This is a genomic window from Ferdinandcohnia sp. FSL W7-1320 (assembly GCF_038050315.1).
In the GTDB taxonomy this organism is placed as follows: domain Bacteria; phylum Bacillota; class Bacilli; order Bacillales; family Bacillaceae_L; genus Ferdinandcohnia; species Ferdinandcohnia aciditolerans.
Map to the genome: position 1 here is coordinate 726,680 of NZ_JBBPAM010000001.1, position 13,793 is coordinate 740,472.

Below are 13,793 nucleotides of genomic sequence, written 5' to 3' on the forward strand. Positions count from 1 at the left end.
ATGCTGGCATTTTCTTCGTGCGGTGTAGTTTCAAGGAAGCAAATTCAATGTCCTGCGGGAATAGCGAGCCAAGCGAGACCCCGCAGTGAAGCAAGGAGGCTTGCGGATCGCCCGCGGAAAGCGAGTACCAGAAGCGAAAATCACCCTGCATTTAAAAGCAACAATCTTTTAGAAAAGAGCCTATTTTTTCGATATAAAAAAGAGGTCTTTACTACCTATAATCAATTCTCAAAAACTAAATTTATATAAAATGAAAAAGTATGCCGATTAGACAACTAAAGGTATCTTTATCCAATACATCTTTACATGGTGTTGGATAGAGGTACCTTTTTTGTTTTATTTCCAAAAGGAGGATTCAAAATTGATTAAGTTTGAGGAAGTAAATAAAGTATTTGGTTTGGAAGGAAAGAAGGTGCAAGCGTTAAAGGATGTTTCTTTAACCATATCAAAAGGAGAAATCTTTGGGGTGGTTGGATTTAGTGGGGCTGGTAAAAGTACATTGCTCCGACTTGTTAATTTACTTGAACGTCCAACATCAGGGAAGGTGGTGGTTAACGACCAAGAAATATCTAGTCTCTCTCAAGTTGAACTAAGGAAGTTACGAAGGAAAATCGGTATGATCTTCCAGTCCTTTAATCTATTTAACTCACGTACTGTGTATGGAAATATTGCCTATCCTCTAAAACTTGCAAAATTGCCAAAAGATCAGATTGATCATCGTGTTAAAGAATTACTTCAATTTGTTGGTTTGCAAGATAAGTCAGAGCAGTATCCGGAACAGCTTTCAGGCGGGCAAAAGCAAAGAGTGGGTATTGCAAGAGCACTTGCTACCTCACCAGACATTCTGATTTGTGATGAAGCAACCTCTGCGTTAGACCCTGAAACAACGGGAGAAATCCTTCAACTATTACGCAAGGTTAATGAGGAGTACAATATTACCATTTTACTTATTACTCATGAAATGCATGTAATCCGTAGCATTTGTCATCGGGTGGCAGTGATGGAAAATGGAACAGTGATTGAAGAAGGAAGTGTTTATGATATTTTTTCAAACCCACAATCCAAAACGACAAAAAATTTTATTAGTTCCGTGTTAAACGATAAGCTTTCCAGCAAACTCTTAGAGAAATTGCGCAATAACCATTTTGGAAACTTGTATCGAGTGATTTTTACAGGAGGGGCTTCAAGTCAGCCAATTCTGTCTCGAGTCACGAGAAAGCATGGGATTGATTTCAATATTATATACGGAAGCATTAATGAGTTACAAGATCAATTGTTTGGTAATTTAATTGTTGAGTTTCAGGGGCCTGAACCTCTTATTCAGCAAGTTATTAATGAACTCAAACAAATTGTTGAGGTAAGGGAGGTGATTAGTCATGAGAGTTGATTGGACTACTTTTTGGCCTCGTATTATTGAAGCTACCGGTGAAACCATTTTGATGGTTATCTTTACATTAATTTTCTCAAGCATTATTGGTATAGCGATGGGGGTACTCTTTTTTGTCACGCGTAAAGGAAACATATTAGAAAATAAATATATATTTCTCGTACTTAATTTGTTAGTGAACATCGTTCGTCCAATTCCATTTATTATTTTGCTAGTTGCACTGAGTCCCATAACTCGGGCAATTATGGGTACTACAATTGGAACGGCAGCAGCTATTTTCCCTATGACGATTGCTGCATGCTTTGCAGTTGCTAGGATTGTAGAGAGTAATCTTGTCTCGATTGATCCTGGCATTATTGAAGCCGCACAGGCTATGGGTGCAAGCCCAGTACGAATCATATTTGGCGTACTTATACCTGAAGCATTAGGACCTCTTATTCTCGGTCTTACTTTTGTTACTGTTGGACTCGTCGACTTCTCAGCCATGGCGGGAACGGTAGGTGGCGGTGGATTAGGTGATCTTGCCATGACCTATGGTTACCAGAGATTTGATACATCGGTCATGATTGTAACAGTTGTTATATTAATTCTACTCGTTCAAATAGCACAGTTTTCAGGGAACTTTTTATCAAGATTCTTTTTACGTAGATAATCAAAAAAAAGGGAGAGATTTCAAAATGAAAAAGCGATTCATTATTTTCTTATCAATGGTGTTTTTAATATCAATACTTACAGCGTGCACGAATAGTACATCTGGAAAATCCAATGAGGTCGTAAAGATAGGTGTAACAGGTGCTGATGGACCGTATTGGAAGCTTATTGAAGAAAAAGCAAAGGCAAAAGGCATCACAATTGAGTTAGTTGAGTTTTCCGATTACATTCAGCCAAATAATGCTCTTGCAAATGGTGAGATTGATATGAATTCATTTCAACATTTAGCTTTTCTAGGTCCTGCTAACGTTGAAAATGGTTTTACTATTGTTCCGATTGCTTCGACAACAATTAATCCTACAGGGATTTACTCTGACAAATATGATGATTTATCAGAAATACCTGAGGGTTCTCAAATAGCAATATCAAATGATCCTGCAAACCTTGGTCGAGGATTACTTTTATTGCAAGCCGCGGGTTTAATTGAGTTAAAAGAAGGTGTTGGCATTTACGCAACTATAGATGATATTGCTAAAAACCCAAAAAATTTAGAAGTCGTTCCAGTCGTTTCTCAACAAACTGCACAGGCACTTAAGGATGTTGCTGCATCACTGATAAATAATGGGATTGCAGGTCAAGCTGGGTTGAATTTTAAGGATGCATTGTTATATGACGATCCACAGAGTGAAGAAGCAAGACCATATATTAATGTATTTGCCGTTCGTGAAGAGGATAAAGACAATGAAACATACAAAACGATTGCAAAGCTATATCAGGAAGCTGACGTTAAAGAAGCTGTAATTGAAGATACAAAAGGTGGAAGTATTGTTGTTGATATCCCTGCTGAAGATCTAGAGGAGACTTTAAAACAATTAGAAGAAAACATAAAAAATAGTAAATAGTTGAGTGTGAGAGTTAAGTTTTATAGGTCACTGCTATCGTAATTAAATAATCTATGAAAAGGTGAGAAAATTGACGAAACAAATACGATTAAATGTATTCGATATGACGAGTGCCGTGCATAATTCACATGGGCTTTGGAAGCATCCAAATAGTGAGAGACATACTCGATACAAGGATTTAGATTATTGGATAGAATTAGCGAAATTATTGGAACGAGGAAAGTTTGATGCTGTATTTTTTGCAGATGTGCTTGGGATATATGATGTTTATAAACAAAGTAAACATCCATCTATTCGTGACGGGGTTCAGGTCCCATTAAATGATCCGGCTTTTGTAGTACCAGCGATGGCAAGTGTAACAGAACATCTATCTTTCGCCGTGACAGTTAGTACTACATATGAGCATCCATTCGGCCATGCTAGGAGGTTCTCAACCTTAGACCATCTTACAAAAGGGAGAATTGCTTGGAATATCGTTACTTCTTATCTTCCGAATGCTGCACGGAACTTTGGTTTACCAGAAATGCTAAAGCATGATGCACGTTATGATTTGGCTGACGAGTTTTTGGAAGTCTCTTATAAGCTATGGGAAGGGAGTTGGGAGGACAATGCTGTCATTGCTGATGCCTCCAAAGAAGTTCTAATAGATCCATCAAAGGTACATGAGATCAATCATAAGGGTGAGTATTTTTCGGTAGAAGGTCCTCATTTAAGTGAGCCTTCCATACAGCGTACTCCAGTCATTTACCAAGCAGGTACATCAGAACGTGGTAAGGAGTTTGCCGCCAAACATGCAGAATGTGTCTTTGTTGGCGGGTCAGCAGAAAAAATAAAATCGTCTATTCAAGATATCCGACAAAGAGCGCAAAAATATGGTCGAAACCCTGAAAATATTAAGGCATTTACTTTTTTAAATGTAATTGTTGGTGAGACTTCAGAACAAGCAGAGGAAAAGTATCAGGAATTAGCTAGGTATTGGAGTGCTGAAGCAGCAAAAGCCCAATATGGCGGTTCTAGTGGTTATGATTTATCAAAATATACAGACTTAGATAGTCCTTTTGAATATAAACATACCGAACATGGGCAATCAAGAGCTGCCTCACTTACAAAAGATGCACCCAAAAAATTAACAGTCAGAGAGGTATTAAACCGTTTTGAAACAATTGATCGGAATCATGTGCTAGTAGGAAATCCAAGTGAAGTGGCTGATGCCATTCAATTTCAATTCGAAGAGAGCGGCGTAGATGGCTTTAACCTGGCTCATCTTGTCACACCAGAAAGCCTGAAGGAATTCATTGATTTGGTCATTCCTGAATTACAGAAACGCGGAATTTACAAAACAGAATATGAACAAGGGTCCTTTAGGGAAAAATTATTTAATAACGGAAGTAGTTTATTACCAAGCGATCATCCGGGAAGTCAGTATCGAAAAACTGCTATATTAGAAGGGAAGTAATTTTCGTAAACATTGTTGCATTTATTTTAGCCATTAATAAGTATTATTAAATACACATTGGGTGTTAATTCAATTGATTGGAGCGGATGGCACGAGACTCCAGCGGGAATAGCGAGCCAAGCGAGACCCCGCAGTGAGGTACGAGCGAGGAGGCTTGCGGATCGCCCGCGGAAAGCGAGTGCCAGAAGCGGAAATCACTCCTAATTCCACTGATAAACTTTAAGTTAATAGGAACAATCTTTTAGAAAAGAGCCAAATGTTATTATAAGGAGAGGGAGTATTTATGGAATATAAAACAATCGGAGATACTGGCATTTACGTATCAGAGTTGTGTTTCGGTACGATGTCATTTGGTGGAATAGCAGACGAAAAAACGTCTATGGCAATGTTTAACCGGTGTAGGGAAGTTGGAATCAATTTTTTTGATACAGCAAACATTTATAACAGTGGAAGTTCAGAAGAAATACTAGGTAAGTGTATTGCTGATTGCCGAGATGATATTGTATTGACATCTAAGGTCGGTCTTCCTTCGGGTGTTGGTAACAATGAAGGAGGCACTTCTAGGAGACATATTTTCCTTTCTATTGAAAAAACACTGAAGCGGTTGGGAACAGATCGAATTGAATTTTACTTCCTTCATCGGTTTGATGAGAAAACCGATATCGAAGAAACGCTCATTGCTTTAGACGATCTTCAAAGACAAGGAAAGATACTGTATCCTGCGGTCAGTAATTGGGCTGCGTGGCAAATTGCAAAAGCTCTTGGTATTGCAGAACGAAAAGCTTTGGCTAAATTTAAGCTCATTCAACCGATGTATAATCTAGTGAAAAGACAAGCGGAAGTTGAGATATTACCATTAGCTCAATCGGAACAACTTGGGGTCATTAGTTACAGCCCGTTAGGTGGAGGGCTTCTATCTGGTAAATATGGGGAAGCTAAGCAGCCTAAACAAGGCAGGCTGATAGAACAACGTAATTATCAACTCAGATACGGTCAAGAGAGTTATTATGAAATTGCTAGTCGATTCACACAATATGCGAATGAAAATGGGTATGATCCAGTTTCTCTAGCGGTTGCTTGGGTAAAGAGTAACCCGAGTATCACAGCGCCAATCATAGGTGCTAGAAACCTAGAGCAGTTGGAGCCGGCACTTAATTCTAATAAAATCTCTTTAGATAAGAATCAGTGGGAAGAAATAGCTTCCTTGTCCATTACTCCCCCGTTAGCAACAGACCACAGTGCGGAGGAAGGAATAGTGAGGAGTAGATAAAATAAGAAAAATCTGTAGGTGTTTGCCGCCCTACAGTTTTTTCTTATTTCTATAGAACTAGTTATTTAATAAATCGTTGTATATGTAATTTTTTTCAACGTACGTATCAATTGATAGTTGAATTAGTTCAAAGTCCTTTTTGGTTAGGTCCCGGACCACCTTTCCTGGTGAGCCTAGTACGAGGGAACGAGGTGGAATGATTTTATTAGACGGAATCAGTGTATTGGCACCAATGATACACTCTTCACCGATGACGGCACCGTCTAAAATTGTTGAGCCCATTCCGATGATACATCTTTTTTTAATCGTACAACCATGAAGAATCACATTATGACCAACAGTTACTTCTTCTTCTACTACTACTGGCGAGCCTTCAAATAAATGAATGGTTGCATTATCCTGGATACTACATCGATCCCCAATAATAATAGCGTCTTCATCACCGCGCAGAACAGCGTTAAACCAAATAGAGGTCTCTTTACCGACCTGAACATCACCAATTACATTAGAACCTGGAGCCAAGAAGACAGTATCATGTACGTTCGGTTTTTTGTCTTTAAAGGGAATAAGCATTATGAAATCTCCTTTTTAATTTTTCATAATATTATAACATATTTATCATTCGTGATAAGATGGGATTTGGAATGGACTTATTCGTTCGGGGCTTCATAACGCCGATGAAGGACTTTGCAAGAGACTGACATGCTCGATCGGGCCTTCATACCGCCGATGAAGGACTCTGCAAGAGACTCGCTTGCTCGATCGGGCCTTCATACCGCCGATGAAGGACTTTGCAAGAGACTCGCTTGCTCGATCGGGCCTTCATACCGCCGATGAAGGACTTTGCAAGAGACTGACATGCTTGTTCGGACCTTCAAGACGCCGACGAAGGACTATACACGTGTCTCGCTTGTACTTATCAGAACAATCTTCGATAAGGGAAGGTATTCCTCTTACTAAGGGTGGCTAAACTTGTAACGTACTGAAGAAAACATAGTAGATTCATATAGAAAGGATGGTAACATGTCAGATAAGAAAGATGAAATCATTTTAAAAGGACTAAAAGAACATAATTTAAAAAATATAGATTTAACGCTACCAAAAGAAAAAATCATTGTTTTTACTGGCCTTTCTGGCTCTGGAAAGAGTTCAGTTGTTTTTGATACATTAGCCACGGAAAGTAGAAGACAAATGACAATGAACTATCCTCTCTATGTCAGAAATCAAATGCCAAGGTATGAAAGACCACACGCCGATCTTATGCAAAACCTAAGCCCTGTTATAGTTGTAGAGCAAAGACCTGTAGGGGGCAATTCACGTTCAACAGTAGGTAGCTATATGGATATAGATCCATTGATTAGACTTTTGTTCTCGAGAATAGGAAAACCATCCATAGGTACTGCCACCGATTTTTCGAGTCAAAGTTCCTTTGGAAGATGTCCAGAATGTGGAGGATATGGAGAAGTCATTACGCCGGACTTACATAAGATTATCGATTTCAATCAATCACTTCGAGAATACGCAGTGAAATTTAAACCGTTGTCGCCTTCAGGTTGGCAAGGCAGATGGATGATGACCGGTGGTTTATTCGATCCAGACAAACCCATTAAAGACTACTCGGAAAAAGAACTCCAGCTGCTATTATACGGTCCCCCAGAAGGAGAAAAAGTCTATGCGCCGTTTCATACAAAAAATGGACCTCAGGATCATGAGTGGGATGGGTTATTGCCTCGATTTACGCGACTTTATATAAACAGAGATATCACAAAGCTAAAAGAAGTTTCTCAAGATGATGTCTTAGCCGTTTCTACACACTCATTATGCCCAACATGCCATGGTTCAGGCCTGAATCCAAAGGTATTAGAATGTAGAATAAATAACTTAAACATCGCAGAGTACGATCAATTAGAGCTTCCAGAAATTGTAGAAGAACTTAAGAACATAAAAAATCCTATGGGAGAATCAATCGCACAACAAGCCATTCCACATGTGAAACAACTAGTCACATGGGACTAGGATATTTAAGTTTGTCAAGAGAAATGGGCACTCTGTCTAGTGGCGAAGCTCAAAGGGTGAAAATTGCTCGTCAATTAGGGAGCAGTCTAAACAATATTACATACATTTTCGACGAACCAAGTGCAGGACTCCACCCAGAAGAAGTGAATATGTTAATCCATATGCTAAAACGGATAAAAGACCAACACAATACGGTCATTGTAATTGAACACAATCTATCAGTTATAAAAGTAGCGGATGAAATAATTGAAATGGGACCAGGAGCAGGTGTAAATGGAGGGGAAGTTGTCTATCAAGGAAAACTGGAAGGCCTAAAAAATTCTCCCACCGCAACTGCCTTAACAAAAAAGGTAAACATAAATAAAAATCCAAGGGATATAAATAGTTATTTTAAAATCAACAATGCAGCTACTAATAACCTGAAAAATATTAGCGTTCATATTCCTAAAAATGTCTTAGTCTCTTTTTGTGGAGTGTCAGGTTCAGGTAAAAGCTCCTTAATGTTGGGAGCATTTGCTAAAAAATATCCTGAGACAATAATGGTAGAACAAGGCAGCATAGGAATCTCCAATCGTTCAACCCTAGCAACATATATGGGAATTATGGACGATATTCGGGCAACATTTTCAAAAGAAACAGGACAACCAGCGGGTTTGTTCAGTTTTAACTCATTAGGCGCATGTCCTATTTGCAATGGAAAAGGAGTAATAACTCCAGACGTAGCATTTGCAGATCCGGTAAATATCCCATGTGAAACCTGTGGCGGTACGAGATATTCAGATGAAGCACTGTCCTACAAATACATGAATAAAAATATAGTAGAGATATTAAATTTTACTGCGGACGAGGCTACCCATTATTTTAAAATACCAAAAATCATAAAGAGATTGCGTACGCTTAAAGAAGTAGGATTAGGGTATTTGACTTTAGGACAGACGACAAGTTCTCTTAGCGGAGGGGAAATCCAACGTCTAAAGCTTGCAAGCCACCTACAGAAAGAAGGACAAATCTACCTATTAGACGAGCCATCCTTAGGACTGCACACAGAGGATAATGAAAAACTTTTAGACGTATTTCAAAGTCTTGTAAATAGAGGTAATTCTGTCATTATAATCGAACACAACTTAAACTTTATAGCGGCGAGTGACTGGGTAATCGAATTAGGTCCAGGGGGAGGAAAAAAAGGAGGACATATACTTTTTGAAGGCACACCAGAAGAGATGCTATATGCAGAAACATTGACAGCGAAATGGTTAAAGGATGGAGTGATCGCACATACCACATAAAATGGGGGGCAACTATGAAGATCGGTGTAGTTGGTGCAGGAGCAATCGCTATTTTTTGTATTGAAAGAAATTAACCAAGTCGAAGATTTAGAAAACTATTTTATCGTCTGAAAAAATTTAGAAATTTCGATTGAGAAGGGGGGGGGGTGAGCCTTTAAGGTTCACTCTTTTTAACGATATTTCTTTTTCTATATTTATTCGAACGATAAATATCTCGAAGTTAAGAATCTTAAATTGACGTAAAACCTGTGTTGATGCTAATATAAAATCATTCAAGAAAGTTCGCACTTACATATTTAGCATTTACTTCTGCTAAGTTTTAAAAATAGTAATTGTAAACTTAAAGGGGTTTAAAAAATGGAAAACCTACATCGTACTCTAGATTACTCTGATAAATCCATAAGCTCTAAATTAGCAAAACAAGTAGAAGAGGAACAAAACGAAAAATATAGATTGATAGCTGAAAATACGACAGATTTAATTAGTCTCATTGAAGTAGACGGGACTTTTCAATACGCATCTCCCTCTTTTGAAGCTATATTAAAGTATGACTTATCTTCCATCCGACATCTTACTCTTTTTGAAATGATTCATCCAGATGATCAAGAGCTAGTTAACAAGGAAATAAGAATCTTTTGCAAGAGGAAAAAAACAGTTAGACATATTGAGATTCGAATCCGTGATAACGAAGGGGAGTATATTGATATAGAGGCAAGTTTTAGTGTCATTGATAAATCATCATTTTCAAAAAATGATTTAATTCTTGTGGTCATGCGTGATATTCGATTCAGAAAGATATTCGAACAAAAAATATATCATTTGGCTTTTCATGACTCATTAACAAATTTGCCAAATCGACGTTCTTTTATGAATGAGTTAAATAGAGAAATTCTTGACAGGAAACATAGAGCCTCGTCGACGAAAATGTCCGTCCTATTTATTGACCTTGATAATTTTAAATCGATTAACGATCAGTGGGGCCATGATGTAGGTGATCAAGTATTAATTGAAGCTGCGAGAAATATAAAGGACGCGATAAATCCAAGCGATCTAGTAGGTCGTGTTGGCGGGGATGAATTTATTGTATTGTTAAGGGATATAAAAGATGAAGAGGATTTAATAAAATATGTTACTCGTATTCTAACGAAGTTTAACACTCCAATCTCCATTTCAGGACAGGAGTATATCATGACATGCAGTATTGGAGTCGCTACTTATCCCAACGACGGTGATACATCGAGGGAACTGATTAAGAATGCAGATGATGCTCTTTACAATGTTAAAAATAAAGGGAAAAATCATTATTTATTCTTTAATAGTAAAATTAAAAATGAATCATTAGAACGCAGGCTGCTTGAAAATGCATTGCGAATGGCTATAAAAGATGAACAATTTTATCTGGAATACCAGCCTAAACTAAATCTCTCTACCCAAAAACTAATTGGGATGGAGGCTTTAGTTAGATGGAAACATCCTGAGTTAGGTACCATTTCACCTGGTAAATTTATATCATTGGCTGAAGAAACAGGGTTAATTGTGCCGTTAGGGGAATGGATCTTGCGGGAAAGCTGTAAGCAAATGAAAAAATGGCAAGAAAAAGGATATCGATCATTGGTTATTTCGGTTAATGTATCCATTCGACAGCTTGAGGACGCTACATTTATCGATACAGTCAAGAACATCCTAAAAGAAACGGATTTAGACCCAAAGTGGCTCGAAATGGAAGTAACAGAAAGTGTTTTTATGGATGTTAATGATGCTGCGTCCATCCTTGAGCAAATCCGACAGCTGGGGATTCAAATTTCAATTGATGATTTTGGAACAGGATATAGTTCGCTTAGTTACCTTAAACACCTTCCAATTGATACATTAAAGGTCGATGCTTCATTCATTAGAGATATTCATGTGAATGAAGAAAGCAGAGCAATTGTGAAATCCGTTTTAACTTTGGCAACAACTTTAGGCTTAAATGTAATTGCAGAAGGTATCGAAATACAGGAACACGTCAACGAACTAAACAAAGATGGTTTATTATTTGGACAAGGTTTTTACTTTAGCAAACCATTAAATAGTCAAGCATTTGAAGAGTACCTATTAAAAGGACTAAACTCGTAACCTGACTCACTGTCCCATCACTAATAAAAGAAGTAAATTCAAAGTGAATTTACTTCTTCTTTATAATAAATTATCCTGTTCAATTCATAATTAATTTTTCATTTTCAACTGGCTCCACATGGACATGAACATCATAAATGTTATACTGGTTCTTTAACATTTCCTCCACATTAGATGATATTTCATGTGCCTCGGTAATATCTAAATTAGTTGGAACAGAGATCACAACATCCACAGTATTGCTATTTCCATATGTTCTTCCTTTAATATCCTTTACTTCTAAAACTCCCTTAACATTTAAGATTGTCTGTTTATACTCTTCTAAAGCATGTATATCGAAGCCATCAGTTAAGTAATGTGAGGATTCTCTAAAAATATCCCACCCGGTCTTACATATTAATAATCCAACAACTATTGCCGCCACTGGATCGAGCCAAGGTATGCCGAATTGAGAAGCTAAAATTCCAATTGCAGTCCCAATACTAACCCAAGCATCCGAGAGGTTATCTTTAGCAGCAGCCATAACTGCATGACTTTTTACTTTCGTAGCTAATTTTTTATTATAGCGGTAAACCAAGATCATAATAAATGCTGAAAAGAATCCTGTCCAAGCTGCTATTATATCAGGTGATTCAGCTTTGCCATTAAAAACAGAAATTGCTGCACTGTATAATACCTGAAGACCTACAGCAATCATTATTAAGGCTGCGATTAAAGAGGCAACAGATTCAGCCTTCCAATGACCATAGGGGTGATCGTCATCTGCTGGTTTTTGGGAAAGTCTTAACCCAATTAATACTGCAATGGATGCAATAATGTCAGTTGTATTATTTAAACCATCAGCTTTCAGCGCTTCTGAACCTGCAATATATCCGATGATTAGTTTTATACATGATAAAAGTATGTAAACTGCAATACTTAATATTGCACCACGTTCTCCTAACCTTAAATCTTGATACCTTTGTTCCATTTATCTTCCTCCGGTACTCAGCATTGAAATTTATTGTACCAAAGGGGTTTCGTGTTAGTCTACGGCAACGTTTTTGTGCGAAAACAATAAATTACAGGTTAGGCAAAAGTTTTGAGAGAGGGAAACTTTTACACAAATATGATTAATATATCAAAATAATATTTTTACCATTTATTTGGTCACTTCTGTTAATTCTATGGGACGATATGAAGTGTGTCTCAAATTTTAGGTACAAAAAAATGAGCATACATTATGACAACGTATGCCCACTTCTTATCAACTCATTCTTTATTCATTACGCTATGCTTTTTACCATAGGCAAAATAGAAAAGTAATCCAAATACAAACCAAACACCGCATGCTATCCAAGTGAAGACAGAGAGCTGGGACATTAAAAATAAACATAATAAGAATGAAAGAATCGGTAAAATTGGAAAGAACGGTACTTTAAACCCATTAGATGGAAGATTCTTATCTTTTCTTAAATAAAGAATACCAATTGAGACAATTGTAAATGCGAGTAATGTTCCCATGTTTACTAGTTCAGCTAGCTTAGACAACGGAACGAAGCCGGCACAAAAAGCTACAATTGCTGCAAATACCCATGTGTTTTTAACGGGTGTCTTATGTTTTTTACTAAGTTCATACATACTTTTCGGTAGTAATCCATCACGGCCAAACGCGTATAGAAGTCTAGTTCCTCCGTATGACATAACGAGTATAACTGTCATCATCCCTACAACAGCCCCAAGTGAAATAACACCAGCCACCCAATCTTGATTAACGATTTGCATTACGTAGCTTACTGGATCACTTACATTTAGCTTTGTGTATGAAACCATCCCAGTCAAAACAAGGGAAACAGCTCCATAAAGAATGGTACAAATTAATAACGAACCAATAATACCTATTGGCATATTTCGTTGTGGGTTCTTCACTTCTTCAGCTGCTGACGAAACAGCATCAAACCCAAGATAAGCAAAGAAAACAAGGGCTGCTCCACTTATAACGCCGTTCATTCCGAAGGGCAAAAATGGTTGCCAATTAGCAGGCTCTACATAAAAAATACCCACTCCAATAAATAAGAGAATAACACCTACTTTAATAAATACCATAATCATATTAATCTTCGTAGATTCTCGTATACCGAGTGTTAATAAATAAGCAGTGGCAAATATAATGGCTATAGCTGGTATATTGATATATGTTCCATCTGCCGGATTAAAAGAACCAGAAATGGCTCTAGGAATGGAAATATTAAAACCTTCTAATAAAGCACTTAAATATGCAGACCAACCTGTTGCAACTGCTGAAACTGCTAGGCCATACTCTAATAGTAAAGCCCATCCGACTAACCAAGCGACTACTTCTCCAAATACAATGTAAACATACGTATATGCACTACCCGTTACTGGTACGGATGAAGAAAATTCTGAATAGCACAAGGCTGCCAATGCGCAGACTATCGCAGCTATAATAAATGAAAAAACGATACCTGGTCCTGCGTGCCCCGCAGCTACTGTCCCAGGAAGAATGAATATACCAGTTCCTACAATGGCACCCACTCCAAGTAGCATTAAATCAAAGGCACCTAATGTTTGTGGTAGCTGGACATCTCCCTTTTTTTTGAGTAACTCTCCGAGACTTTTTTTCCTGAATAATATATCTTTCATGCTAACCCTCATTTTTTGAAAATATGTACAAATTCTAAATGTTTATGAATAAAAGGTCAATCGTTTT

Annotated in this window: 9 protein-coding genes and 1 pseudogene; 7 read left to right on the forward strand and 3 right to left on the reverse strand. The window is 37.6% G+C overall.

Going from position 1 to position 13,793, the window contains the following annotated elements; genetic code table 11:
* The first annotated feature begins 361 nt into the window (after positions 1–361).
* From NST91_RS03565 to NST91_RS03585, 5 genes are all read left to right on the forward strand, one after another.
* Positions 362–1,387: a methionine ABC transporter ATP-binding protein gene (locus NST91_RS03565; RefSeq protein ID WP_341330041.1), complete on the forward strand. Its 1,026-nt coding sequence runs from the start codon at positions 362–364 to the stop codon at positions 1,385–1,387.
* On the forward strand, positions 1,377–2,039 hold the full coding sequence (locus NST91_RS03570; RefSeq protein WP_341330042.1) for a methionine ABC transporter permease: 663 nt from the start codon (positions 1,377–1,379) through the stop codon (positions 2,037–2,039). The genes NST91_RS03565 and NST91_RS03570 overlap by 11 nt, the downstream gene beginning before the upstream one ends.
* Before the next feature lie 25 nt (positions 2,040–2,064).
* A complete protein-coding gene (locus tag NST91_RS03575; protein ID WP_341330043.1) occupies positions 2,065–2,940 on the forward strand; it encodes a MetQ/NlpA family ABC transporter substrate-binding protein in 876 nt (291 codons plus the stop codon).
* A gap of 70 nt (positions 2,941–3,010) precedes the next feature.
* Complete coding sequence (locus NST91_RS03580) at positions 3,011–4,396, forward strand: LLM class flavin-dependent oxidoreductase (RefSeq protein WP_341330044.1); 1,386 nt, start codon at positions 3,011–3,013, stop codon at positions 4,394–4,396.
* A 283-nt stretch (positions 4,397–4,679) separates the two neighbouring features.
* Entirely contained in the window at positions 4,680–5,666 is a 987-nt protein-coding gene (locus tag NST91_RS03585; RefSeq protein WP_341330045.1) for an aldo/keto reductase, read from the forward strand.
* Positions 5,667–5,723: 57 nt separating this feature from the next.
* On the opposite strand, the gene NST91_RS03590 is transcribed toward NST91_RS03585, so the two are convergent.
* A complete protein-coding gene (locus tag NST91_RS03590; protein ID WP_341330046.1) occupies positions 5,724–6,239 on the reverse strand; it encodes a gamma carbonic anhydrase family protein in 516 nt (171 codons plus the stop codon).
* 450 nt (positions 6,240–6,689) lie between these two features.
* Between NST91_RS03590 and NST91_RS03595 the strand changes: the two are divergent.
* Positions 6,690–8,968: pseudogene (locus NST91_RS03595) on the forward strand (ATP-binding cassette domain-containing protein).
* 357 nt (positions 8,969–9,325) lie between these two features.
* Positions 9,326–11,083, forward strand: coding sequence for a putative bifunctional diguanylate cyclase/phosphodiesterase (locus NST91_RS03600; RefSeq protein WP_341330047.1), 1,758 nt, complete (start codon positions 9,326–9,328; stop codon positions 11,081–11,083).
* Between the two features lie 79 nt (positions 11,084–11,162).
* Here NST91_RS03600 and NST91_RS03605 read toward each other — a convergent pair whose 3' ends face one another.
* Together NST91_RS03605 and bcaP are read right to left on the reverse strand one after the other, a co-directional pair.
* Positions 11,163–12,053: a cation diffusion facilitator family transporter gene (locus tag NST91_RS03605; protein WP_341330048.1), complete on the reverse strand. Its 891-nt coding sequence runs from the start codon at positions 12,051–12,053 to the stop codon at positions 11,163–11,165.
* A gap of 281 nt (positions 12,054–12,334) precedes the next feature.
* Positions 12,335–13,726, reverse strand: coding sequence for a branched-chain amino acid transporter BcaP (bcaP, locus tag NST91_RS03610; protein WP_341330049.1), 1,392 nt, complete (start codon positions 13,724–13,726; stop codon positions 12,335–12,337).
* Between the last annotated feature and the right edge of the window lie 67 nt (positions 13,727–13,793).

Coding starts and splice junctions, on each gene's coding strand:
- NST91_RS03570 (WP_341330042.1), top strand. CDS start 1,377: ATGAGAGTTGATTGGACTACTTTTTGGCCTCGTATTATTGAAGCTACC.
- NST91_RS03575 (WP_341330043.1), top strand. CDS start 2,065: ATGAAAAAGCGATTCATTATTTTCTTATCAATGGTGTTTTTAATATCA.
- NST91_RS03585 (WP_341330045.1), top strand. CDS start 4,680: ATGGAATATAAAACAATCGGAGATACTGGCATTTACGTATCAGAGTTG.
- NST91_RS03590 (WP_341330046.1), bottom strand. CDS start 6,239: ATGCTTATTCCCTTTAAAGACAAAAAACCGAACGTACATGATACTGTC.
- NST91_RS03600 (WP_341330047.1), top strand. CDS start 9,326: ATGGAAAACCTACATCGTACTCTAGATTACTCTGATAAATCCATAAGC.
- NST91_RS03605 (WP_341330048.1), bottom strand. CDS start 12,053: ATGGAACAAAGGTATCAAGATTTAAGGTTAGGAGAACGTGGTGCAATA.
- bcaP (WP_341330049.1), bottom strand. CDS start 13,726: ATGAAAGATATATTATTCAGGAAAAAAAGTCTCGGAGAGTTACTCAAA.